General features: G+C 70.5%; 21 protein-coding genes and 2 pseudogenes. 13 read left to right on the top strand and 10 right to left on the bottom strand.

Features of this window, described 5'->3' with window-relative positions; genetic code table 11:
• The first annotated feature begins 24 nt into the window (after positions 1-24).
• Entirely contained in the window at positions 25-903 is an 879-nt protein-coding gene (locus tag ACFU53_RS22865) for an acyl-CoA thioesterase (RefSeq protein ID WP_383995302.1), read from the top strand.
• A 21-nt stretch (positions 904-924) separates the two neighbouring features.
• On the opposite strand, the gene ACFU53_RS22860 is transcribed toward ACFU53_RS22865, so the two are convergent.
• Together ACFU53_RS22860 and ACFU53_RS22855 are read right to left on the bottom strand one after the other, a co-directional pair.
• Positions 925-1,719: a phosphatase gene (locus tag ACFU53_RS22860; protein ID WP_383995299.1), complete on the bottom strand. Its 795-nt coding sequence runs from the start codon at positions 1,717-1,719 to the stop codon at positions 925-927.
• A 98-nt stretch (positions 1,720-1,817) separates the two neighbouring features.
• A complete protein-coding gene (locus tag ACFU53_RS22855; protein ID WP_383995296.1) occupies positions 1,818-3,443 on the bottom strand; it encodes a helix-turn-helix domain-containing protein in 1,626 nt (541 codons plus the stop codon).
• Between the two features lie 107 nt (positions 3,444-3,550).
• Between ACFU53_RS22855 and ACFU53_RS22850 the strand changes: the two genes are divergently transcribed.
• From ACFU53_RS22850 to ACFU53_RS22835, 4 genes are all read left to right on the top strand, one after another.
• Positions 3,551-5,029, top strand: a complete 1,479-nt coding sequence (locus ACFU53_RS22850; protein ID WP_383995294.1) for a sodium:solute symporter — start codon at positions 3,551-3,553, stop codon at positions 5,027-5,029.
• A 76-nt stretch (positions 5,030-5,105) separates the two neighbouring features.
• Positions 5,106-6,137, top strand: coding sequence for an agmatinase (speB, locus tag ACFU53_RS22845; RefSeq protein WP_383995291.1), 1,032 nt, complete (start codon positions 5,106-5,108; stop codon positions 6,135-6,137).
• Complete coding sequence (locus ACFU53_RS22840) at positions 6,134-7,825, top strand: thiamine pyrophosphate-binding protein (RefSeq protein WP_383995288.1); 1,692 nt, start codon at positions 6,134-6,136, stop codon at positions 7,823-7,825. The genes speB and ACFU53_RS22840 overlap by 4 nt, the downstream gene beginning before the upstream one ends.
• 7 nt (positions 7,826-7,832) lie before the next feature.
• Positions 7,833-8,117: an alpha/beta fold hydrolase gene (locus tag ACFU53_RS22835; protein ID WP_383995338.1), complete on the top strand. Its 285-nt coding sequence runs from the start codon at positions 7,833-7,835 to the stop codon at positions 8,115-8,117.
• A gap of 34 nt (positions 8,118-8,151) precedes the next feature.
• Here the strand turns inward: ACFU53_RS22835 and ACFU53_RS22830 are convergent, their stop codons facing one another.
• From ACFU53_RS22830 to ACFU53_RS22810, 5 genes and pseudogenes are all read right to left on the bottom strand, one after another.
• Positions 8,152-9,588 carry an FG-GAP-like repeat-containing protein gene (locus ACFU53_RS22830; protein WP_383995336.1) on the bottom strand — a complete coding sequence of 479 codons (1,437 nt, stop codon included), beginning with the start codon at positions 9,586-9,588 and terminating at the stop codon, positions 8,152-8,154.
• Positions 9,589-9,822: 234 nt separating this feature from the next.
• Entirely contained in the window at positions 9,823-12,051 is a 2,229-nt protein-coding gene (locus ACFU53_RS22825) for an ArnT family glycosyltransferase (protein WP_383995285.1), read from the bottom strand.
• A gap of 202 nt (positions 12,052-12,253) precedes the next feature.
• The gene (locus ACFU53_RS22820; protein ID WP_383995282.1) at positions 12,254-13,057 is read right to left on the bottom strand and encodes an endonuclease I family protein; all 804 of its coding nucleotides are present in this window, start codon (positions 13,055-13,057) and stop codon (positions 12,254-12,256) included.
• A gap of 152 nt (positions 13,058-13,209) precedes the next feature.
• A pseudogene (locus ACFU53_RS22815) lies at positions 13,210-13,404 on the bottom strand (PT domain-containing protein); the annotation flags it as partial.
• Positions 13,365-13,448 (bottom strand): annotated as a pseudogene (locus tag ACFU53_RS22810) (hypothetical protein); the annotation flags it as partial. The pseudogenes ACFU53_RS22810 and ACFU53_RS22815, both read right to left, overlap by 40 nt.
• Positions 13,449-13,935: 487 nt before the next feature.
• Here ACFU53_RS22810 and ACFU53_RS22805 point away from each other — a divergent pair.
• The gene (locus ACFU53_RS22805; protein ID WP_383995279.1) at positions 13,936-15,237 is read left to right on the top strand and encodes a phosphatase PAP2 family protein; all 1,302 of its coding nucleotides are present in this window, start codon (positions 13,936-13,938) and stop codon (positions 15,235-15,237) included.
• 19 nt (positions 15,238-15,256) lie between these two features.
• Positions 15,257-15,682 carry a hypothetical protein gene (locus ACFU53_RS22800; RefSeq protein ID WP_383995276.1) on the top strand — a complete coding sequence of 142 codons (426 nt, stop codon included), beginning with the start codon at positions 15,257-15,259 and terminating at the stop codon, positions 15,680-15,682.
• Here the strand turns inward: ACFU53_RS22800 and ACFU53_RS22795 are convergent.
• Positions 15,673-16,056: a DUF4180 domain-containing protein gene (locus ACFU53_RS22795; RefSeq protein WP_383995273.1), complete on the bottom strand. Its 384-nt coding sequence runs from the start codon at positions 16,054-16,056 to the stop codon at positions 15,673-15,675. The two genes, ACFU53_RS22800 and ACFU53_RS22795, sit on opposite strands and share 10 nt — an antisense overlap.
• A 330-nt stretch (positions 16,057-16,386) precedes the next feature.
• Positions 16,387-16,611: a hypothetical protein gene (locus ACFU53_RS22790; protein WP_383995270.1), complete on the bottom strand. Its 225-nt coding sequence runs from the start codon at positions 16,609-16,611 to the stop codon at positions 16,387-16,389.
• 217 nt (positions 16,612-16,828) lie between these two features.
• Here ACFU53_RS22790 and ACFU53_RS22785 point away from each other — a divergent pair, with 217 nt between their 5' ends.
• The 3 genes from ACFU53_RS22785 (at position 16,829) to ACFU53_RS22775 (ending at position 20,985) form a co-directional block, all read left to right on the top strand.
• Positions 16,829-18,601, top strand: coding sequence for a tetratricopeptide repeat-containing protein (locus ACFU53_RS22785; protein WP_383995267.1), 1,773 nt, complete (start codon positions 16,829-16,831; stop codon positions 18,599-18,601).
• Between the two features lie 333 nt (positions 18,602-18,934).
• Positions 18,935-19,834, top strand: a complete 900-nt coding sequence (locus tag ACFU53_RS22780) for a serine hydrolase (RefSeq protein WP_383995264.1) — start codon at positions 18,935-18,937, stop codon at positions 19,832-19,834.
• 83 nt (positions 19,835-19,917) lie between these two features.
• Positions 19,918-20,985: an esterase-like activity of phytase family protein gene (locus tag ACFU53_RS22775; RefSeq protein ID WP_383995261.1), complete on the top strand. Its 1,068-nt coding sequence runs from the start codon at positions 19,918-19,920 to the stop codon at positions 20,983-20,985.
• Positions 20,986-21,018: 33 nt separating this feature from the next.
• On the opposite strand, the gene ACFU53_RS22770 is transcribed toward ACFU53_RS22775, so the two are convergent.
• Entirely contained in the window at positions 21,019-22,035 is a 1,017-nt protein-coding gene (locus ACFU53_RS22770) for a LuxR C-terminal-related transcriptional regulator (RefSeq protein WP_383995258.1), read from the bottom strand.
• Positions 22,036-22,175: 140 nt separating this feature from the next.
• Here ACFU53_RS22770 and ACFU53_RS22765 point away from each other — a divergent pair, with 140 nt between their 5' ends.
• From ACFU53_RS22765 to ACFU53_RS22755, 3 genes are all read left to right on the top strand, one after another.
• A complete protein-coding gene (locus tag ACFU53_RS22765; RefSeq protein ID WP_383995255.1) occupies positions 22,176-22,322 on the top strand; it encodes a hypothetical protein in 147 nt (48 codons plus the stop codon).
• A 330-nt stretch (positions 22,323-22,652) separates the two neighbouring features.
• Complete coding sequence (locus ACFU53_RS22760; RefSeq protein WP_383995252.1) at positions 22,653-22,841, top strand: lysine biosynthesis protein LysW; 189 nt, start codon at positions 22,653-22,655, stop codon at positions 22,839-22,841.
• On the top strand, positions 22,838-23,713 hold the full coding sequence (locus ACFU53_RS22755; RefSeq protein ID WP_383995249.1) for a RimK family alpha-L-glutamate ligase: 876 nt from the start codon (positions 22,838-22,840) through the stop codon (positions 23,711-23,713). Before ACFU53_RS22760 ends, ACFU53_RS22755 begins: the two co-directional genes overlap by 4 nt.
• The last annotated feature ends 143 nt before the right edge of the window (positions 23,714-23,856 follow it).

Raw genomic sequence — 23,856 nt, 5'->3', positions numbered from 1 at the left:
TTACTGTGCAGTACAACTGATCTCATGAGTCAGGTACCACTGCAGTCTCTCCTCGATCTGCTCGACCTCGAGCAGATCGAGGAGAACATCTTCCGCGGCCAGTCCCGGCCCGCCATCGTCCCCAGGGTCTTCGGCGGGCAGGTCGCGGCCCAGGCGCTCGTCGCCGCCGGGCGGACGGTCCCCGCGGACCGGCTGCCCCACTCCCTCCACGCGTACTTCCTGCGCATCGGCGACGCCGGCGCGCCCATCGTGTACACCGTCGAGCGCATGAACGACGGCCGCTCCTTCACCGCGCGCCGCGTCGTCGCCGTCCAGCACGGTCAGCCGATCTTCGCCCTCTCCGCGTCCTTCCAGCGGTACGAGGAAGGCCTCGACCACCAGGCCCCGATGCCCGCCGCGCCCGACCCGGAGTCCCTCCCCACCGCCGAGCAGCGGCTCCCGGCGTACGGCCTCGACCCGGCCGTCGTGGCCAAGATGCTGGAGGCCCGGGCCGCCGTCGACCTGCGCTACGTCGACGACCCGCCCTACGGCCGCTACGGCGAGCCGCGCGAACCGCACTCACAGGTCTGGTTCCGCGCCAACGGCAAGCTCGACGACGACCCGCTCCTGCACGTCGTCCTCGCCACCTACGTCTCCGACATGACGCTCCTCGACTCCATCCTGCTCGCGCACGGGCGCGGCGGCTGGGCCGTCGGCGATGTCGTCGGGGCCTCGCTCGACCACGCCATGTGGTTCCACCGGCCGTTCCGCGCCGACGAGTGGCTCCTGTACGACCAGGAGTCGCCGTCCGCGTCGGCCGGCCGCGGCCTCGGTCAGGGCCGGATCTACACACAGGACGGGCGGCACGCGATCTCCGTGATCCAGGAGGGCGTCGTACGCGTACCGAGGCCGAAGACGCCCTGAGACCTGGCCGTCCTGGCCGTCCTAGCTGTCCTTGAGCCCCGCCTGTTCCAGCAGGTACGCCGACATCGGGTCGTAGTGGCGCGGGCTGACCACGTGGTCGTCGAGCGGGACCACGGCCTGCAGGGTGCCCTCGGACTCACCGAGGAAGAGGGCGGGGTCGTTGGAGTCCGCGTAGCCGACGGAGTCGACGCCGAGCTGGCCGGCGCAGCCCGCCCAGCCGTGGTCGGCGACGACCAGGTCGGGCAGCGGGCGGCCGGCGCCCTCAAGGCCCCGGAGGATCGCGCGCATGGGCTCGGGGGAGTGGGTGTGCCAGAGCGTCGCGCCGTGTTCGAGGACGGCCACGTCCGCGAACTGCATGACGTACCCCTCCTCCGTCTGCAGGCCGTCCGGGATGACGACGATCTCGCAGCCGGCCGCGCGCAGCGCCCGCGCCGTCTCGTTGTGCACCTGGAGCAGCCCGCCGGGGTGCCCGGTGGCGAACAGGACGCGCTGCGCGCCCTCCGCCGCCTTGCGCAGCCGGGCCGCCATGCGCTCCAGCGCGTCGACCGTCAGGTCCGGGTCGATGGTGTCCTGGCCGTAGCGGTACCCGGGGTCGTCGTTCACGCCGACGCGCTCCGCCATCACGGCCAGCACGTCCTGCTCGTCGCTCCAGCGGTCCTCGAGCTCCAGGCCGAGCCAGTAGTGGCGGTTGCCGTTGGCCAGTTCGCGGTAGTGGGAGAGGTTGTTCTCGCGCGGCGTGGCGACGTCGCCGGCGATACGCGTCCGTACGAGGTGTTCGACGAGCTCGGCGCGGCTGGGGGTCCCGGGTATCGGCATGCGTCCATTGTGAGGCAGACGACTGTGGGAGTCGCGGGCGTACCGCCCGCTGCGACCTGCGTCACTCTCCGGCGGGCCGGTGGTTCCCGGCCGCCGGTTCACTCCTGCCGCAGCGCGAACCACAACTCCATCCGTACGTCCGGGTCGTCGAGGTCCACGCCCAGCAACGCCGCGCACCTGCCGATGCGTTGGCGGACCGTGTTGCGGTGGACGGCCAGCGCGACGGCCGTACGGTCCCAACTGCCGTGCAGCGAGAGCCAGGTGCGCAGGGTCTCGGTGAGCGCGGAAGCGCCGGGGACGGTGGTGAGCGGGGCCAGCAGGGCGTGGGCGTGGGCGGTCGCGTCGGCCTCCGGCAGGAGCTGGGTGAGTGTCGTACGGGGCCCGTGCCGGACCAGCGCCGTCCGTGTCGCCCTGGCTCGGGCCAGGGCACGGGCGGCCTGTACGTCGGCAGTTGTCCACGCGTGCGGCTCGGTGGGGGCGCTCACCCCGCATGTCCAGTCGGGCTGGGCGTCGACCTCGCGGTCGGCGGGGACGAGGACGCGTACGACGTCGCCGTGGGTGTCGATCAGGGCCGAGCCGAGGGCGGCGCCGAGCGCGGCGGCGGCGAGGGTGTCGGGAGGGCCGTCCTCGGTGGGGTGGGCGTGTACGACGAGCCAGCGGGTGGCTCCGCCCAGGAGCGGGGCCACCTCCTCGGGCGGGGCGCCCAGCAGCAGCCGGACGAGGGCGGATGCGCGGGCCGCACCCGTGCCGCTCTGCTGTTCGCCGGTGAGGAGGGAGAGGAGGACGGCGGCGACGGAGGCGATCGTGTGGTCGCCGGGGTCGCGGTGCGGGGTGGCGACGCCGAGGGCGAAGCCCTGCGTGGAGCCGAGGGCGTACGCGGCGAGGTGGGTGCCGTCGACTGTGTCGGTGGCGGAGGAGGGGGTGGGGGTGGGGGTGGAGGGGGTGGGGGTGGGGGTGGAGGGGCGCGGGGAGAACTCGTGGGGTCGTGGTGTGTTGGCGGGTGCGGGTTCGTTGTGGCTGGTCGCGCAGTTCCTCGCGCCCCTTGCAGGGCGGACCACTGTTGCCAGGGCCGCCAATCCTTGTGTGACCGTTTCCTCCGGCTCGCGTCCGAAGGACGCCAGTTCCGCCCCCTCCGGCCCGTACAGCACCGCCCGGCCCCCCACCCGCTGGGCCAGTTGGCGCAGGACCGCCGGGACCGGGTCCGGGCGGGACGCGGCGGCCGCGAGGGCCTGCTGGGCCTCCGTCACGCGGCGGAGTTCCGCGTGCCGGGCCAGGGCCATCAGCTGCCAGACCGCGCGGGCGACGCCCGAGAAGGTCGTCCGGGGCGGGACCTCGATCAGGGGCAGGTCGTAGGCGTCGCAGGACGCGACCAGGGCCCTCGGGACGCTGTCGTGGACGGGGGCGACGCCGAAGCCGAGGGCCGCGCCGCCCGCCGCGACGATGCGGGAGACGTAGTCGTCGAAGTACGTGCCCGAGCCGGCCGCCTCCGGGATGTGGACGCCGGCCGTCAGCAGCAGCTCGCCGCCCAGCAGGTACGGATAGGGGTCCGACATCTCCGAGGTGTGCGCCCAGTGGATCGCCGTCCCCGCGTCCTCCGGCCCGGCGATCTGCCGCAGGCCCAGGTCGTCGCGGGCCAGCAGGGCCGAGAGAAGCACGGGCGGGGTGGGAGGGACCGCCGGGACGGGCGGTGCGGCCGGGTCCGCCATGGTGTGCGTTCCTTCCATCCGGCACGGTCCGAATGGATGAAACGTACACTTCGCAGTCGCATTCCGGCCACCTAGTGTCAGTGCCCGTCAGCCGCCACCCGGTGCGTGCGAAGGAGGCCCCCGATATGGCCGTCGACTACACGGTGATCGTCGTCTACCTGGCCGGAATGCTGGCCATGGGCTGGTGGGGCATGCGCCGCGCCAGGTCGAAGAGCGAGTTCCTGGTCGCCGGGCGCCGCCTCGGCCCGGCGATGTACTCCGGCACCATGGCGGCCATCGTCCTCGGCGGCGCCTCCACCATCGGCGGTGTGGGCCTCGGCTACCAGTACGGCCTCTCCGGTGCCTGGATGGTCTTCACCATCGGCCTCGGTCTGCTCGCCCTCTCCGTCTTCTTCTCGGCCCGCATCGCCCGCCTGAAGGTCTACACCGTCTCCGAGATGCTCGACCTCCGCTACGGCGGCCGCGCGGGCGTCATCTCCGGCGTCGTCATGTGGGCGTACACCCTCATGCTCGCGGTCACCTCGACCATCGCGTACGCCACGATCTTCGACGTCCTGTTCGACATGAACCGCACGCTCGCGATCGTCCTCGGCGGCTCGATCGTCGTCGCGTACTCGACGCTCGGCGGTATGTGGTCGATCACGCTGACGGACATGGTCCAGTTCGTGGTGAAGACCATCGGCGTGGTGCTCCTGCTGTTGCCCATCGCCGTCGTCAAAGCGGGCGGGTTCAGCGAGATGAGGGCCGAACTCCCCACCTCGTACTTCGATCCGCTGGGTATCGGCGGCGAGACGATCTTCACGTACGTCCTGATCTATACGTTCGGCATGCTCATCGGGCAGGACATCTGGCAGCGCGTGTTCACCGCCCGGAGCGACCGGACCGCCAAGTGGGGCGGCACGGTCGCGGGCACCTACTGCCTGGCGTACGCCCTCGCCGGCGCCGTCATCGGTACGGCGACGAAGGTGCTGTTCCCGGACCTGGCCAGCGCCGACGACGCCTTCGCGACCATCGTGAAGGAGGAACTTCCCATCGGCGTAAGGGGGTTGGTGCTCGCCGCCGCCCTGGCCGCCGTGATGTCGACGTCCTCCGGCGCGCTCATCGCCTGCGCGACCGTCGCCAACAACGACATCTGGTCACGGGTGCGGGGAGTTGTCGGCAGAGGTGAAGGTGGCTCCTCCGGTGACGGTGACCACGACGAGGTCCGGGGCAATCGGGTCTTCATCCTGATCATGGGTGTCGCGGTGGTCTGTACGGCGATCGCGATCGACAACGTCGTCGAGGCGCTGACCGTCGCGTACAACCTCCTCGTCGGCGGTCTCCTCGTCCCCATCCTCGGCGGTCTGCTGTGGCGGCGGGGCACGGCGCAGGGTGCGCTCGCCTCCGTCGTGGTCGGCAGCATCGCGGTGATCGCCCTCATGGCGACCCACGGAATCCTCGCCAACGAGCCCGTCTACTACGGTCTGCTGTCCTCGCTGGCCGCGTACCTGATCGTCTCCCTCGCCACCCCGGCCACCGACGCGGCCGTCCTCGCCGCCTGGCGGGAGCGGCTGGCGGGGCGGGCACCCGAACCGGTGTCCGAGCCGGTCTCGGCTCACCAGTAGAGTCATCGCCGGTAGTACATATCAGTGCATATCAATGCATGTGCGACGAAGCATATGTAGGAAGCAGGCAGTTCCCATGAACAGCAACGAGACGCCCCGCGGCCCCGCCGACCCGCCCCGAGGTCCGGTCGACCCGCCCCGCGGTCCGGTCGACTCCTCCCGCATCCCGCGCTACGCCGGTCCCGCGACCTACGCCCGGCTGCCGCGCCTGGACGAGGTGGGCCGCGCGGACGTCGCGGTCGTGGGTGTGCCGTTCGACTCGGGCGTCTCGTACCGGCCGGGCGCCCGTTTCGGCGGCAACGCGATCCGCGAGGCGTCCCGGCTGCTGCGCCCCTACAACCCGGCCCAGGACGCCTCCCCCTTCGCCCTCGCCCAGGTCGCGGACGCCGGTGACATCGCCGCCAACCCGTTCAACATCAACGAGGCGGTGGAGACGGTCGAGGCGGCGGCGGACGAACTGCTGGGCACGGGGGCCCGCCTGATGACTCTCGGCGGTGACCACACCATCGCGCTCCCGCTGCTGCGGTCCGTCGCCAAGAAGCACGGGCCGGTGGCCCTGCTCCACTTCGACGCGCACCTCGACACCTGGGACACGTACTTCGGCGCCGAGTACACGCACGGCACCCCGTTCCGGCGGGCGGTGGAGGAGGGCATTCTCGACACCGAGGCCCTCTCGCACGTGGGCACGCGCGGCCCGCTGTACGGCAAGCAGGACCTCACCGACGACGAGAAGATGGGCTTCGGGATCGTCACCTCCGCCGACATCTACCGCCGGGGCGCGGACGAGGTGGCCGACCAGCTGCGGCAGCGCATCGGCGACCGCCCCCTCTACATCTCCATCGACATCGACTGCCTCGACCCGGCCCACGCGCCGGGCACGGGGACGCCGGAGGCCGGCGGCATGACCTCGCGGGAGCTGCTGGAGATCCTGCGGGGCCTGGCCTCCTGCAACCTGGTCTCCGCCGATGTCGTGGAAGTGGCGCCCGCGTACGATCACGCCGAGATCACCGCGGTGGCCGCCTCGCACACGGCGTACGAACTCACCACGATCATGTCCCGCCAGATCGCGCAGGCGAAGCACGAAGAGCAGGAGAAGGCAGCGCTGTGACCCACGACCACGACCTGGTACTCCGCCCGACGGCCGCCCAGACGGAGGCCGCGCTGAACCCTCCCCCCGGCCGCAACGGCGGAGACCTGGTCGTGGAGACACTGGCCGGGCTCGGCGCGACGACGGTCTTCGGGCTCCCCGGCCAGCACGCGCTCGGCATGTTCGACGCGCTGCGCCGCTCGGACCTGCGGTACATCGGCCTGCGCGTGGAGAACAACGCAGGCTTCGCGGCGGACGCGTACGGCCGCATCACCGGCGAGGCGGCCCCGCTGCTCCTGTCCACGGGCCCGGGCGCGCTGACGTCACTGGCCGCGCTCCAGGAGGCGGCGGCGGCCTCGGCCCCCGTCCTCGCCATCAGCAGCCAGATCCCGACGGCCGGCCTGGGCGGCGGCCGCCACGGCTACCTCCACGAACTCCCGGACCAGTCGGCCTCGTTCAGGGGCGTCGTCAAGTCCGTCCACACCGTCCGTACGCAGTCCCAGATCCCCTCCGCGATCGCCGCCGCCTGGCAGTCCGCGCTGACCGCCCCGCACGGCCCGGTGTGGGTGGAGATCCCGCAGGACGTACTGCTGGCCGAGACGCTCGTCCCGGTGGTGACGGGCGGCGACGCCTTCCCCGAGGAACTGCCGCCGCGCCCCGAACTGACCGCGCTGGCCGCCCACTTGCTGTCGTCAGCGGCCCGCCCGGCGATCATCGCGGGCGGCGGGGTCGTACGGGCGGACGCCGCCGGCAAGCTGCGGCAGCTGGCGGAGCGGCTGTCGGCGCCGGTCGTGACGACGTTCGGGGGGAAGGGCGCGTTCCCGTGGACGCATCCGCTGTCGCTCCAGTCCTGGTTGGAGGACCGGCACACGACGGACTTCCTGGAGGACGCGGACGTGTTGTTGGTGGTCGGCTCGGGACTGGGTGAACTGTCCTCCAACTACCACACGTTCAAGCCCCGGGGCCGAGTGATCCAGATCGAGGCGGACCTGGGGAAGCTGGAGTCGAACCATCCGGCGCTCGGGATCCACGCGGACGCCCGTCTGGCCCTTCAGGCCCTGCTGGAGACGATCGAGGGAACGCGGGGCGACGAGTCCGCGCGCGGCAGGGTCCGTGAGGTGCTCGACCGCGTCCGTGAACGCATCGACTCCCAGCAACTCACCCTGGAGCAGGACCTGTTGGTGTCCATCCGGCAGGCCCTCCCGTCCCGCTCACCCTCCTTCTGGGACATGACGATCCTGGCGTACTGGGCATGGTCGGCATTCGATCCGCGCGGCACGAACACCATGCACTCCGCGCAGGGTTCGGGCGGCCTCGGCTACGCCTTCCCGGCGGCCCTCGGCGCGGCGGCGGCCGACCCGACCCACCCGGTGCTGGCCGTCTCCGGTGACGGCGGCGCGCTCTACTCGATCGCCGAGCTGGCCACGGCCCGGCAGTACGACCTCAACGTCACCTGGCTGATCGTCGACGACGGCGGTTACGGCATCCTGCGCGAGTACATGACCGACGCGTTCGGCGAGACGACCGGCACGGAGCTGACCCGGCCGGACTACGTCGCCCTGGCCGAGTCGTTCGGGGTACCGGGCGTACGGACCACCCCCGAAACCCTCGCGGACGACCTGGCCAAGTCCCTTGCCGCGCCCGGCCCTTCGGTCGTCGTGCTCCCGGCGGTGCTGCGAATGTTCGCGCCGACGCACGTAGAGGGCTGACGACGTCATCTGTCCGGCCGGGTTCAACCACACGCTCGCCGGGGCGGCCGGCGGGGACGACACGGCGGATCTCGTCTCCGTCACCGCTCCGACGCTGGTGCTGCACGGCACGGAGGATCCGATGTTCCCGCCCGCGCACGGCGAGGCCACCGCCGCCGCGATCCCCGGCGCCCGGCTGGTCATGATCGAGGGGCTGGGCCACACCCTGCCCACGGCCCTGGACGCCCGCCCGGCCGAGGAGATCCTGAGGCATACGGCCACGGCCACGGCCACGGCCACCGGTTCGGCGTGACTGCGCGGCGGAGTCACGCCGAACCGGAACTCGATCAGCGCAGCGCCGCACCGAACATCGCGTCCGTGGCCGGGCCCGAGACGTCCCCGGGGCCGAAGGCCAGGGCCGACTTGGTGGTCAGGCCGGTGGTGGTGCCGGGGAGGATCCAGACGGCTCCGTTGTCGCTGTTCTCGGTGGGGGCGCCGACGGCGAGGTCGGGGTGGCCGTTGCCGTTGAGGTCCAGGAGGGCGGTGGTGGCGCCGAACTTGTCGTCGTTCTCGGCGACTCCGGGGACCCCGGCGGTGTTCTGGTGGAAGACCTTGGTGCCGGCGCCCGTGACACCGGAGGCGGTGCCGGGGACCAGGGCGACCGAACCGGTGTTCACGATGGTGCCGACGTCCTCGTACGCGATGCCGAGGGCGATGTCGGCGTAGCCGTCACCGTTGACGTCGGCGACCGAGACCGCCGAGCCGACCAGGTCACCGTCCTCCTGCGCGCCGGGGAAGCCGGGGAGGCCCTGGTCGAAGGTCTGGACGTTGGACTCGGAGGTACCGGTGGGGGAGCCGTAGGCCACGCGGACCTGGTCGGACCAGCCCTCCGCGCCCACGACCACGTCGTCGTAACCGTCGCCGTTCACGTCGCCGATGCCCGTGCCGGCCGGGTCCCGGCTCGTGTCGTCCCCGGGCACGAAGCCGCGGGTGAAGCCCGAGGCGCCGCCCAGGAGCAGGCGGTTGCCCCAGGTGCCGTCGCCCGTGTAGTGCCACTGGACCAGGTCGTCCCGGCCGTCGCCGTTGACGTCGCCGACCTGGCCGGAGACGACCGGGCCGGTGATCGAGGAGGGGCCGTTCTCGCAGCCGTGACCGGTGGCGCAGGAGGCGTCGTCCTCGTACCAGCCCCACCACAGGGACTTGTCGAGGAGGGGGAGTACGGCGGTGGGCTTGCCGGCGCGGGAGACCGGGCCCTTCCACAGGGTCGCCGGGGCGCCCTCGGGGTCGTCGCCGGAGATGTCCTGCGCGGAGAAGAGCGCGAGGTCGGTCCTGCCGTCGCCGTCGAAGTCGCCCGCCTGCGGGGCCGCCCCGAACTTGGCGATGCTCGTACCGCCGGTCAGCCCGGAGGCAGACCCCCACACGATCACGGAGCCCGCCGTACCGCCCGCGATCACCAGGTCGCCGTAGCCGTCACGGTCCAGGTCGCCCTTGGTGAACGTCGAGCCGAAGCGCTGGTTCGCGGTGGCGGAGCCGGGCACGCCGCTCGTCGAACGGCTGACGAGCTTCTTCTTCGTCGTGGAGAGCCCGCTCTTCGAGCCGTACATGACGGCCACATAGCCCGCCTTCGCCTTCCCTGACACCGTGGCGTTCGGGGCACCCACGACCAGGTCGGCGTACCCGTCGGCGTTGAAGTCGTCCGCCACGCCCACCTTCGCGGGGGCCGCCGAGGCCGGGCCGAGCGACCAGGCGGTCAGGCCGCCGGCCAGCAGCACCACCGCCGCCATGGGGGCGCTCAGTCGTGCCGCGCGGGTGCTGCGTCGTACTCCTGCTCGTGCTGGTGACATGCACGTGCCTTTCGGGTCGGTGGGGTCCGGCGTGAAGCGCCGCGTCCATGTAGTCCGACTCGATTGGGGGTTCACCGGTTGTACGTTCGGATGTCATGGATGAGTAACTGACGGAGAGCCCCTGGACGTGACGGCGAATTCCAGGGGCTCTCGTGTGAGGTACGGGACCGGTGTCTACTTCACGTCCGACGCGTCCAGGCGGTACACGCTCGCCGACTGGCTGTTGTCACTGTCCGACGACGAGCTGCCGCCGTACTCGCTCGCGTCCACCGCCGTGCCGTTCTCCTGCACCCAGGCGGTCACCTCGGAGCTGAGGCCGGAGTTGCCGCCGGGGCCGCCGCCCCTGCCGCCGCCGAGCTGGATGTAGTGCAGCTCGCCGTTCTTCACCAGTTCCTTGAGCTTGGCGAGGGTCATGGCCTGGTCGCTGCCGGACCAGCCCCACATGGAGATGACGGGCTCGCCGCTGCTGATGATGAGCTGGGCCGCGCTCTGCGAACTCGACACCGCCAGCAGCCACTTGGCGCCGTCCTGGTTCTTCTTCAGGTAGGAGATCAGTTCGCTGCCGGCCTCGCCGCCCATGCCGCCGCCACCGCCGCCACCCATGCCACCACCGGGTCCGCCGCTCGTGCCGCCCTGGGGAGCCTGACCGCCGGGCTGCCCGCCCTGCTGGGCTCCGCCTTGCTGGGTGCCGTCCTGCTGGGTGCCGCCGGGCGCGCCGCTCGGGGGCGTACCCATCTGACCGCCGCCCTGCTGCTGCCCATTGGCCTGACCGTTCGCCTGGCCGTTCTGGCCGCCGCCCGGGAATCCGCCGCCACCCGCGCGGTTGCCACCGCCACCGCCGCCGCCCATCCCGCTCCCCGTCGTGGGCCCGGCGGTCGGGTTGGTGCCGCCCATGCCGCCGCCCGTGGCGGAGAGTTCGGTGGCGGCGTACGCGGCCGGGCCCGCGACCGAGGCGACGACCGCCGCGGTGAGGGAGGCGGCCAGCAGCCGTACGCGGTTGCCGGAGCCGTTGAGGCCGCCGGAGCGGAAGACGATCAGGCCCACCACCCCGACCACCATCACCACCGCGATCACCGGCCACAGCCAGGCGTTCCAGTCGGTGGCCCGGCGCAGCAGGACGACCGCCCAGACACCCGTGACCGCGAACGCGGCCGGCAGCACCCACAGCCACCGCCTGTCCGCGCGGAAGGCGCGCAGCAGCATCAGGCCGCCGCCCCCGCAGAGGGCCGCGATGCCGGGGGCGAGCGCGGTCGTGTAGTACGGGTGCATCGTGCCCTCGGCGAGGCTGAAGGTGAGGTAGTGCAGGGCGGTCCAGCCGCCCCACATCACCAGCGCGGCGCGCGTGAGGTCCGTACGCGGGGCGCGGCCGCACAGCACCAGGCCGCCGATGAGCGCGATGACCGAGAAGGGGAGCAGCCAGGAGATCTGGCCGCCGAGGATGTCGTTGAACATCCGGCCGAGGCTCGCGGTGCCGGAGAAGCCGCCGCCCCCGCCTCCACCGTTGCCCTCGCCGCCGAGGATCCGGCCCAGGCCGTTGTAGCCCATGATCAGGTTCCAGGCGGTGCCGTCCGTGGAGCCGCCGATGTACGGGCGCTCGTCGGCGGGTACGAGGGAGACGGCCGCCGCCCACCAGAAGCTGGAGACGGCGAGGGCGACGCCCGCGAGCAGCAGGTTGACGATCCGCTTCACCAGGCCGGTGTGGGCCGCGTAGAGGTAGACGGCGAAGACGGCGGGCAGGGCGATGTAGCCCTGGAGCATCTTGGTGTTGAAGGCGAGGCCGAAGCAGGCGGCCGAGCCGAGCAGCGGCAGCAGCTTGCCGTTGTGCACGGCCCGCAGCGCGAGGGCCGCGCCCGCCACCATCAGGAAGACGAGGAGCGTGTCGGGGTTGTTGTCGCGGTTGATGGCGACCGTGATGGGGGTGAGGGCGAGCACGAGCGCGGCGACGGCCGCCGCGCCGTGGCCCCAGACCCGCTTCACCGAGGAGTGCAGGATCCAGATGGTGCCGAGGGCGGAGGCGATCAGCGGGGCCATCATCTGCCAGGTCCCGAAGCCGAAGATCCGGCAGGACAGGCCCATCACCATCAGCACGAACGGCGGCTTGTCGACGGTGAGGAAGTTGCCCGCGTCCAGCGAGCCGAAGAACCACGCCTTCCAGCTCTGCGTGCCGCTCAGCACGGCCGCGCTGTAGAAGCTGTTCAGACCGGAGGAGGACAGGTTCCAGGAGTACAGCACCCCGGCCAGGACCATGATCCCGATCAGCGCCGGGAGCGACCAGCGCGGTGCCCTCTCCGGCGGCTGTACGGGGGTGGCGGGCGGTGGCGACTCGGAGGCCGGCGCCGACGAGGTCGGGACCGTCTCGGCGCTGTCGCTGGTGTGGGGGCGCGGATCGGTGGCAGATGTCACCAGTGCACCGTGCGGCGACGGCATGGGCGCGCACTGTGGCGTGGCTGGCAGCCGCCTGTGAATTCACACAGCTGGAAGTAAAGGGGCACAGGTGAACGCGCCGGCGGAAGTGCCTGTGAAAGCGGCGAACCCCCGGCCGCCGGACCGGGGGTTCGTCGTGTACGTCCTGCTCGTGGCGCGGCGTTGTGCCGCGACCCGGCGGCTACCAGATCGCCTCGACCCACTCCGGGTGGTCGATGAACGGGTTGCGGTTCTTCTGGTAGGTGTCGTAGATGACCTGGTTGCGGCGCTCCTCGAAGGAGTCCGGCGGGTCCTCGTCGTTCCAGGTCTTCAGTACGGAGAGGCGGCCGTGGAAGCGGGTGCCGCCGTTGGTGACCAAGTCGTTGGGCTCCAGGTTGGGCCAGCCGTCGTCGCCCTCGTACCGGACCGCCATGTAAAGGATCATGCGGGCCACATCGCCCTTGACCGCGTCGCGGGGCTCGAAGGAGTTCGAGTCGTAGAGGCTGCCACCGCTGTTGGTGAAGCTGCTGCCGCCGTTGTCGAAGTCCAGGTTGCCGCGGATGGCGTTGACCGTGACGTCCTCGGGGCGGAGGTGGTGCAGGTCGGTGCCGGGGCCGGTGGAGGTTCCGAAGTCGCCGTGCGACTGGGCCCACACGTGCTCGCGGTTCCAGTTGCCGGAGTTGCCGCCGTTGAGGGTCTTGCTTCGGGAGATCCCGCTGTACAGCAGCTTGACGTTGCTGCTGTTGTTCGGGTCCTGGTCGGTGACCTTCAGAGCCTCCCAGACAGCCGAGTACGACAGCTTCGTCTGGGGGGTGATGATCGTGTGCAGGGAGGACTTCAGGGCCGTGCCGGTCTTGCCGATCGCGTTCGCGTAGTACGTGGTGTCGTAGGCGGTGGTCGTCGCCGAGGCGGGGCTGGCGGTGGCCGCCGGGAGGACGATACCGACGAGCACGGCCGATGTCGCGAGAGCGACCGACTTCCAACTGCGTATCCGCGCAGCGGGCATGAGGGGTGTCCCTTCCCAGAGGGCCGCGCAGCACGAGGAGTTGGTTCGGGGAGCCTCGTTCTACGCGGGTTGACTGTGTGGGTAAACGAGAGATTGGCATGGACGGGTCAGTCCATGTGTTACGACGGGAAGGCGATTCGGTGACGTTATGACTAACGGGGCAACCCCCGTGCTCCAACTCGCCTCCCTGTGCCCCGACTGGAGGGGAGACCCCAATTGACGTGGGAAATCAGGCGTGCTGCGCCCGTGCTCCACCGGTCGGTCCGTCGGTCCGTCGGTCGGTTCACCGGTCGGTCCGTCGGTCCGTCGGTCGGTCCGTCGGTCGGTCCACCGGTCGGTCCGTCGGCCGGTTCGTCGGTTCGTCGGTCCGTCGGTTCACCGGTCGGTTCACCGGTCGGTCCGTCCGTCCACCGGTCGGTCCGTCGGTCCGTCGGTCCGTCGGCCGGTCCGTCGGCCGGTTCGTCGGAGTCCACAGTCGGCGCCGCGCCGCCTCGAAGCTGTCCCCGATGCCGGTGTTGAACCGATGGCGGCCTGGGGCGCATGGCGACAGATCAGGTTCTCGGCCTGCGCGGTGCCTCCCCCTCGACGCCGGGCACCGCCGGTGGGTCGTATGCGATGACTAGAAGCGGAAGGCATGCGCCCAACTTGTCCGGCGCCGGGCAACCTCAACGGGTGCTCGTCCGTCTTCCAAGGGGTGATCACGCTCGTCGTGATCCGGTCCACCCGCCCGCACCACTCACCGGAAAGCCATGCTGCCCACCAAGAAGAGACCTGGCCAACTGAATCTGACATCGGCTAAATAATTGATATCCATAGTCTCGCGGGCGCTCCCGCGAATAAGAAGTGCCTGCGCGTCCACCACATGGCGCCGACCGAGGGTGATTCTGTGGGCCGCGGTGAGTGCCGCGGCCATCGGATTCGTTCTCGCGCTGGAGATCGCCGCACGGGGATACGGCCTGCCGGGGCCGATCACCAACCAGGCGCGCGAGGTGATATTCGCCCCCAAGTCGGGGCCGTTGCTGTACGCCAGTATGGCGTTGATGATGGTGGTGCTCACCTGGCGGCAACGGTTCATCGCGGCCGGTGTCGCGATCGGAATCGACGTCGTCTTCTTTCTGGTGCGGTGGGTCTTCGACGCCAGGATGATGTTCGGCAACGGCGCGCTGTGGGTGCTTCTGGGCTGTGCGGTCATCGCCGTCACACGCCGCACCGGCCGCGAACGGGTGCTGCTGCTGAAGGGCGTCGGGCTGGGCCTGTTGCTGGTGGCCGGCCGCAAGACCGGCGACGCCTGGCTCCTGATCACGTCGAAGACCCGCCCGACGGTGCTCGACCCGTACCTGGCGACCGCCGACCACGCACTGGGCAACCCGTCGTGGCTGGTGGGCCGGATGGTCAGGGCCACCGGCCCGATCGGCACCCAACTCCTCGACTGGGTCTACATCCAGCTCGCGGTGGCCGCGGTCGTCGTCGCGCTCTACCAACTGCGTCATGTGGGGCTTGAGCGCCGCTTCCCGCGCCACCATCTGGTGCGCACGTTCCTGGTGATCGGCCTTCTCGGGCCGGGCGTCTACATGATCTTCCCGGTGGTCGGACCGGTCTTCGCCTACGGCACGGGCGCCTTCGGTACCGGCGGCGAGCACTGGGCGCTGGCCAACCTGTGGCCCGACACGCCGCCGCCGATCAGTACCCCGCACCCCATGTCGTACGACGAGATCACCCCACGCAACTGCATGCCCAGCCTGCACACGGCGTGGGCCACCGCGATTTTCATTCATTCCCGCGGCGGTCCACGCGTTCTGCGATATGCGGGCACGTTCTGGCTGATCGCCACGCTCGCCGCGACGCTGGGATTCGGCTACCACTACGGCGTGGATCTCATCGCCGGTGTCGTTTTCACGCTCACGATCGAGGCGGCTCTGCGCACGCACGACCATGGCTGGGACCGGCCGGGAATCCGGTTGGTCGCCTACGGTGCTGCGGTATTCGTCGCGCTCCTGCCGGCATATCGCTATCTGTCGGTGGAGATGGCCCGACACCCGTGGGTGTACGGACCACTTCTCCTTCTGGCGATGGCCTCGGTGATCTACGGCTACGTACGGACCGACAGACGGTGGGCGGCGAAGGACACGCCGGAGCGGCAGCCGGAACGGTGCGCGGAACGGCAGCCCGAACTGGTGTGAGAGGTGGTTGTGAGGTCACTTGGCAGGCGATGAGTGGTTCGAGCAGGCCCTGGCAGCGGAACAGCGTGGGGACTGGGATGTGGCGATCGCGTTGATCAGCGCCCACGCCGAGTGCTACTCCACCGATCCCGACGCGCACGCCAACCATCTGTGGCACATGGATCTGCTCGCCCGCGCGGGGCGGCTCCCGGAACTCACGGAGCGCGCTCTCACGGATGTCCACGCACGTCGGAGACTCAACAGGTCGCTTCGCGAGCGGGGTATGGATGCGTCGCTGCGCAACCGCGCCGAGGACGGTGACCGTGGTGCCCTGTACGTCCTTGTCCGGTTGTTGTGCGAGACGGGTCGGGTTCAAGAGGCCCATCGAGCCGTCCAGGACCTCGGCCCGGAGGATCAGTACGCACACGAGATCGTGGCCGGCTTTCGATCACCGCATCAGCCGTGATGGGATCTTGAGCCCTGCAGGCGCTCCCGCAGTTCGTCGAGGTCGGCCAGGAACCACGTCTGCCGGTTGCGGTTGCATTCACGGACGAAGTCGCGCAGGGACGAACTGGCGGTCGTGTGGCGGGAGATGTCGCCGATGACGGCGAGGCCGACGCTGTATTGGACGAACTTCTGGATGATGTCGCCGGCGGCACGGGTACGCAGTTGGAAGAACGCCTCGTCGAAGCGTTCGACGGGGATGACGACCCAGGCGGCGCCCTGGTAACCGGCATTGCCGATGAGATCCAGGGCGTCGCTCTCGCGGGCGATCGTCTCGCCCTCGGGGGCGCACATGAGAACGGGCACGTCGTGGATCGTCTGCAGGGTGGTCGTCATGAGCGTCGAGGCTACGTTCCGGCCGGGCGCGCGGTCGACGCGATTTCGAGGCGGGCGGGACAGACCGGTTCCGGCTGGTCCCGCCCGGCCGAACGTCCGCTCATGGCCCGCCAACTCCTAGACCGTGCCGCGACGCGACCGGCTGGCCGTCTCCGTCGGCCGACATGCTCGTCGACCGCCGGGCGGCCGCCCCCGACTCCGCTTCCTGCCGGCCCGGATGAGCGAGCCCTGACGGACGTCCACCGGATCGCGGAAAGCCGTGGTGCACGACTGTCCGCGACCATGAGAGGGGACCGGGGTGGTGCGAGGGGGTAGCCGGACTGCGCCCTGTCAGCGTTGCCGCCGGTGTCCGCGCCAGGCGGCGAACAGCGCCGTGCCGACGGAGGTGACGGTGGCGAAGGCCTGAGGGCCGGCCAGCAGGAACACCGTGGTGACAACGGCGAGCAGGCTCACCAGAGCGACGAAGTCGAGCGTTCGCTCGGCGAGGGCGGCGCGAGTCGCCGCACGTGATTCCAGATCGGTCGAACCGTCGGTGACATGTGGTTTTTTGGTCATGTCGCCAGTGAAGCGGGGACCGGCGGGCCTGTCCGGGTTGTCGAACGGTCCCGCAACGTCCCGGACTTCACCGGACTTCACCAGACTTCACCGGACGTCATCGGATCTCGCCGGACGTCATCGGACCTCACCGCCCGTCGCCGAACGCCTTCGGAGTGCTTGTGGGCTCTCCTATCCTGGGAGCCGGGACGGGCGTCGGGGCGTCGGGGGTGGCCGGATGGATGTCCAGCAGGGGCTCGCGGAAATGGCCGCGGATCTGAGGGCCCTTCAGATCCAGCAGGGAGGACCCGCCCTGCGTGAGATCGAGCGGTACGCCCCGCCGGAACGCCCGCTGCGTCCGTCGACCGTCAGTGAGGTACTCAACGGCAAGCGTCTGCCACGGCTCGATCTGCTGCTCGCGCTGGTGCAGACACTGTTGGGCTTCACCGACGGAGGCCACCGTCCCGTCCCGCTCCGGGACCCACGTGTCGAAGCCTGGCGCGACCGCTGGAGCGCCCTCCAGCTCCTTCAAGCCTCGGTCAAGCCGGTCACCGCCATCGTGGCATCGGCGGCCGATGTGGAGCTGACGTCCGGTCCGGGTTCGTCGGCCGAGGCGACCGTGTCCGATGAACCCCCTCGAACCGTGCGCATCTTCGTGGCGATGCCCGGCACGTCGATGGGCACGCAGGCCCGCTGGGACAACATCCCGGAGATTCGCCGCCGGCTGCTGGAGCCGGTGGCCGACCTCGTCGGCGGGGAGCTGTGCTGCGAGACGGAGCTCGTCATCGAGAAGGAGAAGACGTTGATGGGGACCGTCCACCGCTCGATGTTCAGCGAAGCCATGGACGCCGATGTCTACATCGCCGACCTGAGCGGCGCCAATCCCAATGTCTATCTGGAGCTCGGCGTCCGCTGGTCGCTGCGCGACGCGGTGACCGTGTTGGTCGCGCAGGACATCGAGGAAGTTCGGTTCAACGCCTCGGCGAGCCGGGTGATCCCGTACGGGCCCATGCCGGAGGAGCTCATGAGGGCGCAGCAGCAGATCACGCAGGCGGTGGTCGAGGGACTGCGCCGGCCGGAGCGCGTGGACAGCCCGGTGCGCGAAGGATCCGCGTACGTCACAGTGCCGCGCTCGCACTACGAGGCGCTGGCCGCGGAGATCGCGAGCCTGCGGGCGCAGCAGGGCGATGACCTCATCGACGCGGCGCTCGCCCTGAGCGGCGAAGACCCCGCACGCAGTATCGAGCTGCTGCACGAGGCCGTGGCCCGCAACCCGTCGAGTCTGCGCGGGTACTTCGAGCTGGGTGTCGCGCTGCGCCGGGAGAACCGCTATGCCGAGGCGGAGGACGCGCTGCGGACCTGCGTGCGACTGCGGGCCGACCACGCTCCCAGCTGGCGCGAGCTGGGCACCACGCGCAGTAAGCGCGGTGCGCTCCAGAACGCCGCGGACGCCTTCGCCCGCGCCGTCGAACTCGACGACTCCAACGCGGAGACCTGGGCCACCCTCGGCGGTCTGCATCGGCGCCTCGCCCGCCGCGACCTTCCCGAGCGATTCGACGCAGCCGAGCTGGAGAGGGCCCTCGGCTGCTACCGCAAGGCGATCGCGCTGAGTGGCAACGACACCTATCCGCGGATCAACGAGGCCCGCGTGGAGCTGCTTCTCTGCGGTGTCCTCGGTACCGATCCCGCTCCGGCCCTCGACCGCTTCCGCCGTCTGGAGCACCTGGCGCGCTTCGCGGCGGAGGACGCGGCCGGGACCGACCCGTGGCCCGTCTTCGACCTCGCGGACACCTTGTTGTTGACGGGCCGTGAGTCGGAGGGGCTCGCGGAACTGCGGAAGGCGATCGGCCTGGTGCGGCCGCACGAGATCCAGGCGGTGCTCACGTCCGTGCTGGCGCCCCTGCAGGACTTCCTGACCTGCCACCAGTTGCTGTCCACGACGACGGTGAGCGCGGTGAACAAGGCCGTCGCCGAGTGCATGCGGCACCTGCCGCATGCGGAGAGCGCCTGACAACGACCCGCTCCTGACAGGGGCCTCTCCGCCCCGCTCAGGGAGCCGGGGGCGGACGCCGGCTGAGCCGGAGTTCGTCCTGGGCGTCAGGTCGCGTTCGCGGCCGGAGCCGGACTCGTCCATGAACGCGCCTCCCTTCGGAGGAGGGTCTCCCGAACTCGTGTACAACTTTCGGTCATCCTCGCGAGTCGACTGAGGTGAACGCGCCAGAGGCGGGTTCCAGTCGCTCAAGGGGATGGGAAGCGTTTTATGACTCACCGGATATCGGGGGTATCCCGGGTGTCGCGGACGTCCAGACGGACGCGTCTGGTCGCTGCGGGGATCGGGGCGGGGATGGTCGTGTCGTCGGCGGCGCTGGCGTTCGCGCCGGCCGCGGCCGCGGCGCCCGCCGTCAGCTGTACGTCGAAGCAGGCCGGACTGGCCGAGAAGCTGCAGAAGGACATCACGGCGGCGCTGGCGAAGCGGAAGGGAACGGTGGCGGTCGGGCTGTACGACCGGGCGACCAACACCACCTGCACGCTGCGGGGCGACACCGCCTTCGACTCGGCCAGCGTCGTGAAGGTGACCGTGCTCGCCGCGCTGCTGTACGACGCGAAGAAGAAGAACCGGTATCTCACCGACCGCGAGACCAAGCTCGCCACCGCCATGATCACCAAGTCGGACAACGCCTCCACCAGCACGCTGTGGAAGCAGCTCGGGCTGACGAAGATCAAGGCGTTCCTCACCGCCGCCAAGATGACCCAGACCAAGCCGGGCGCGAACAACTACTGGGGCCTCACCCAGATCACCGTCCGGGACGAGCAGCGGCTGCTCGCGCTGCTCACCGCGAAGAACAGCGTCCTGAGCGACAGCGCGCGCGCCTACGTCCTCAAGCTCATGAACAAGGTCGTCTCCTCGCAGCGCTGGGGCACCCCGGCCGGGGCGCCCTCCACCGTGAAGGTGCACGTCAAGAACGGGTGGCTGTCCCGTGCCACGCACGGCTGGCGGGTGCACAGCGTCGGCACGTTCACCGGCGGCGGACGGGACTACACGATCACCGTCCTCACCCACGGCAACCCCGACATGCAGTACGGCGTCAACACCATCCAGGGCGTCGCCAAGGCCATCCACAAGGATCTCGTGCCCGTCCCGAAGAGCGCCTCGGGTTCGGCGAGCGTGCAGCGGTACGTGCCCACCGACCGGCCTCAGGAGGCGACCGTGCCGGTGCCGGGAACGGGTAGCGGCAGCGGCTGATGTCCGGCAGCGGCAGCGGCTGATACCCGGACGTTCACGGCGAGGCCATCCGCGTATCACCGGCGTCGTCCTACCGTGACGCCATGCCTCTCAGAACCGTCCTCGCGACCCTCACCGCAGGCCTGGCGGCGGCCACCACCTTGGCCGCCGCCGGGCCGGTCCACGCCGACTCGCCGCAGAGTCACGCCTGTTCGTCGTCCGTGTCGATCGAGGGGTACTCCGACGCCCTCGACAAGACGACGTACGAAGGCACCTTCGTCGGGAACTTCTCCGGCCTTGCCGTCGACCGCGACGGCTCGCTCCTCGCCGTCTCCGACCGCTCCTCCCTCTTCACCCTCGACCGCCGCACGCTCCAGCCGAAGGGCGTCGTACCGCTCGCCACGGAGACCGGCGCCGCGCTCGACTCCGAAGGGCTGGTCGTCGACCGCGACGGCACCAGGCTCATCACCTCCGAGACCGAGCCGACCGTACGGCGGTACGACCGGCAGGGGCGGATCCTGGGCAGCCTTCCCGTGCCCGACGCGCTGAAGGTCGCCCCGGCCGGGCGGGCCGTCACCAACCAGACCTTCGAGGGGCTCACCCTCCTGCCCGGCGGGCGCACGCTGCTCGCCTCGATGGAGGGTTCCCTCTCCGGCGACACGGCCGGGATCGTCCGCTTCCAGTCCTGGCAACGGCACGGCGGCGCACCGGACTTCCGGCTCTCCGCCCAGTACGGCTACCGCGCCGACACCGGACTCGGCGTCGTCGAGGCGGCGGGCCTCCCGGGCGGGCGGCTGCTCGTGCTGGAGCGCGGTTTCACCGCCGGGGTCGGCAACACGGTCCGCCTCTACGCCGCCGACACACGCCGCGCGACCGACACCAGCGGCGTCGACGTCCTCACCGGGCAGGACGGTGACGGCGTACGGCTCGTCCGCAAGACCCTCCTCGCCGACCTCGTGAACTGCCCCTCCCTCGGCGCCACCGCCAAGCAGCCCCAGCCCAACCCGCTGCTCGACAACATCGAGGGGATGGTCGTCACCGGGCAGCAGCGGCACGACGGACGGGGACCGGGACCGGCACCGGGACGGCTGAACGTGCTGCTGGTCAGCGACGACAACCAGAACGCCGCACAGACGACGCGGTTCTACTCCCTTCGGGTGCGGGTGGCCTGAGCCCCGCCCATGGGCCCCTTTCGGTAAGCGCCGTCAACTCCGGCGCTCGCACTCGCAATCCGCCGCCGCGCCGTCCTCCAACAGGCCGCTCTTGGCGGTGAGATAGGCGAGTTGGGCGCGGCTGTTGCTGCCGAGCAGGTCGCCGACCTTCTTGAGGTGGCTGGCGACGGTACGGGCGCTGATGCCCAGCCGGCCGGCGATGGCGGCGTCGGTGTAGCCGTCGACCATGAGACGCAGCACGTGCAGCCGGGTCTCGTCGGTGAGGAGCGGAGGGCGTTGCTGGTCGTGCTCGTAGACGACCGGCTTCGCCCGCTCCCAGGCGTACTCGAAGGCGGAGACCAGGAAGTGCACCACGCCCGCGTCGGTGACCTTGAGGGCGTGGGAGCCGTGGTCCTTGCCCATGTCGGGGATGAAGGCCACGGCCCGGTCGCAGATGATCATCCGGTCGAAGACCTCGTCGACCGTACGCACCTCGACGCCCAGGTCGGTGACCTGCTTGATGTAGTCGAGGGTCGGGCCGTGGGCGCGGACGGTGTGCTGGTAGAGCGTGCGCTGCTTGACGCCCTTGCGGTGGGCCTCCAGGGTGCGGGGCAGGGCCTTGACCAGGACCTCTTCGGGGCGTCGGCCGCCCGGGTGCGCGGTCAGCAGCTCGTTCCTCGTGTTCTGGATCGCCTCGTCCAGCGCGGCGGTGATCGCCGGCGCCGGGGTGAGGCGCTGGGAGGACTCGCTCTCCTTGCGGCGGGCGGTGCGGTAGACGCTCTCCGCCTGCGACATCGACGCCCGTACGGCGGCCAGGGCCTCCTGCTGGTCCAGGATCAGCCGCTCCATGGGGTGCGCCAGCGCAGCGGTTGCCACCGAGGGCGGGATCGGCACCAACGCCTCCGGGTCGTCCACCGCGGGCGCCACGAGACCGAACGCGCTCACACACTCGGGCGCGTCCGCGCGCGGGGCCCTTCCCGCCACCAGAACGGTGCGGTAGAACTCGATGCCCTCACCGCACACCTCCGCAACGGTCTCGGTGCCCCCGCGTATGTCCGACTCACCGCACATGCCCGCCCCCTTCAGATTCCTGCAGTGCACGATCATGACCCCTTCAATCGCTTCCGGCAACCGTCGGCCCACGGCATGCTCTTCATGTGGACAGCGGCGGAGAGCCGCGAGTCCGAGAATTCTTCTGGGGGGTACGGGAAATGAAGTACATGCGCAGACTGGCCGGGGCGCTCGCTTTTGTCGCCGCCGCGGTGCTGACCCTTTCTGTCGCCGTCGAGACGGCCGACCGCACCGCGGTCGCCCATGCCCAGGCGTCCAACGTCCCGGGCGACCCCGGCTGGCCCTGAGCCGGAGCGCCGGCCGATCAACGCGGGTAAAGCCCCCGCAAAACGCGCGTAGAGCTCGCGTGGCGATCGCACAGCGCTCACCCCGCGCTCACGTAGCGCTCGCATAGTGATCGCGTGGTGGTCGCGGGTGCCGGCGGCCCGAGGCGGGGCGGACGACCACAACTGATGGCTCGTCAGGTCGTGGCCGAGTGTGCGAGTTCGCAAAGAAAGCGCTTGACGGGGGACCGTCCGGCCGGATCGATGCTCATTCGATGTCCGGTGAATTCCGCCTGCCGGTTCATGGGTTCCGGCATTCGGTTTCATATTGAACCAACGAAGGAGTCCGAGAAAATGACCACCGCCATTGCCGCACCGAAGTGCTTGGTGTGCGACACCGAATTCGAGGTCCAGGAGGACTGGGAAAAGGGGGAGATCACCGAGTGCGCGGCCTGCGGCCAGGAGCACGAGGTGGTCGAGAAGTCCGCCGCCGGGACACGTCTCGATCTCGCCCCCGAGGTGGAAGAGGACTGGGGCGAGTGACGGCCGTTGATCAGGTCCTGCTCTCGGTGACGATGCTGCGGCCCGAGGAGAAACAACTCCTCGGGGCGCTGCGGGCCGAGGGGCTGACGGCTCGGCCGTTGCTGATGGAGGATCTGGCGGAGGTCGTGGCGGGCCGCACCGGTGGCCCGCCCGCTCTCGCCGTGATCCGCAACCTGTCCCACCGGGACGCCATCAGCGTCTCCCGGCGGCTGGAGTACGCCGGGGTGACCACCCTCAACCGGTCCTCCGTCATCGAGGCGTGCAACGACAAGGGTCTGCAGTCGCTGCTGTTCGCGCGCCACGGCATCGCGCATCCGGTCACCCGGCATGCCTTCAGCTACGACCAAGTGCGGTCGGCTGTCAGCGAGTTGGGGATGCCGGCCGTCGTCAAGCCCGTGAGCGGGTCATGGGGGCGGGGGGTCACCAAGATGGCCAACGCGGAGTGTGTCGAGGCGTGGGCCGGGGGGCGGGAGTCCGCGGACGCGACCGGGAAGCTGTTTCCCGTGGTCGTGCAGGCTTATGTCGACAAGCCGGGGCACGATCTGCGGGTCGTGGTCGTGGGGCGGACGCCTGTGGTGGCGATTCAGCGGGTGTCGGAGGACTGGCGGACCAACACGCATCTGGGTGCTCGGGTTCAGCGGGTCGAGGTGACCGCCGAGATCGACAAGTTGTGCCAGCAGGTGGTGGATGTGCTGGGGCCCGGCTTCTACGGGGTGGATCTGGTGGAGGACCGGGTCGCTGGGGAGCTGCTGGTCCTCGAGGTGAACGCCAATCCGGAGTTCGCCAAGTCGTCCGCGATGCATGGGGTGGATGTGGCGGGGCTGTACGCGGCGTATGTGGCCGAGCAGCTCGCCGTGCCCACCGGGGTCTAGCCGGGGCGTTTTCCTCGCCCCCGCCGCCCCTACCCGTCCCATCCCAGGGGCGGTGCCCCTTCGACCCCCACCTGCGGGTCCGTCGGCGGAGCCGCATGTCGATACAGCCCCGCGCCCCCAAAGGGCCGCAGGCCCTTTCAAGG

Source organism: Streptomyces sp. NPDC057474, assembly GCF_042802555.1.
Taxonomy (GTDB): Bacteria; Actinomycetota; Actinomycetes; order Streptomycetales; family Streptomycetaceae; genus Streptomyces.
Note: the sequence above shows the minus strand (reverse complement) of the source record. Positions and strands in the feature narration are given on the sequence as shown.

Coding starts and splice junctions, on each gene's coding strand:
- ACFU53_RS22765 (WP_383995255.1), top strand. CDS start 22,176: ATGAAGTACATGCGCAGACTGGCCGGGGCGCTCGCTTTTGTCGCCGCC.
- ACFU53_RS22850 (WP_383995294.1), top strand. CDS start 3,551: ATGGCCGTCGACTACACGGTGATCGTCGTCTACCTGGCCGGAATGCTG.
- ACFU53_RS22780 (WP_383995264.1), top strand. CDS start 18,935: ATGGTCGTGTCGTCGGCGGCGCTGGCGTTCGCGCCGGCCGCGGCCGCG.
- ACFU53_RS22865 (WP_383995302.1), top strand. CDS start 25: ATGAGTCAGGTACCACTGCAGTCTCTCCTCGATCTGCTCGACCTCGAG.
- ACFU53_RS22790 (WP_383995270.1), bottom strand. CDS start 16,611: ATGACCAAAAAACCACATGTCACCGACGGTTCGACCGATCTGGAATCA.
- speB (WP_383995291.1), top strand. CDS start 5,106: ATGAACAGCAACGAGACGCCCCGCGGCCCCGCCGACCCGCCCCGAGGT.
- ACFU53_RS22855 (WP_383995296.1), bottom strand. CDS start 3,443: ATGGAAGGAACGCACACCATGGCGGACCCGGCCGCACCGCCCGTCCCG.
- ACFU53_RS22760 (WP_383995252.1), top strand. CDS start 22,653: ATGACCACCGCCATTGCCGCACCGAAGTGCTTGGTGTGCGACACCGAA.
- ACFU53_RS22795 (WP_383995273.1), bottom strand. CDS start 16,056: ATGACGACCACCCTGCAGACGATCCACGACGTGCCCGTTCTCATGTGC.
- ACFU53_RS22770 (WP_383995258.1), bottom strand. CDS start 22,035: ATGTGCGGTGAGTCGGACATACGCGGGGGCACCGAGACCGTTGCGGAG.
- ACFU53_RS22860 (WP_383995299.1), bottom strand. CDS start 1,719: ATGCCGATACCCGGGACCCCCAGCCGCGCCGAGCTCGTCGAACACCTC.
- ACFU53_RS22775 (WP_383995261.1), top strand. CDS start 19,918: ATGCCTCTCAGAACCGTCCTCGCGACCCTCACCGCAGGCCTGGCGGCG.
- ACFU53_RS22830 (WP_383995336.1), bottom strand. CDS start 9,588: ATGGCGGCGGTGGTGCTGCTGGCCGGCGGCCTGACCGCCTGGTCGCTC.
- ACFU53_RS22785 (WP_383995267.1), top strand. CDS start 16,829: ATGGATGTCCAGCAGGGGCTCGCGGAAATGGCCGCGGATCTGAGGGCC.
- ACFU53_RS22820 (WP_383995282.1), bottom strand. CDS start 13,057: ATGCCCGCTGCGCGGATACGCAGTTGGAAGTCGGTCGCTCTCGCGACA.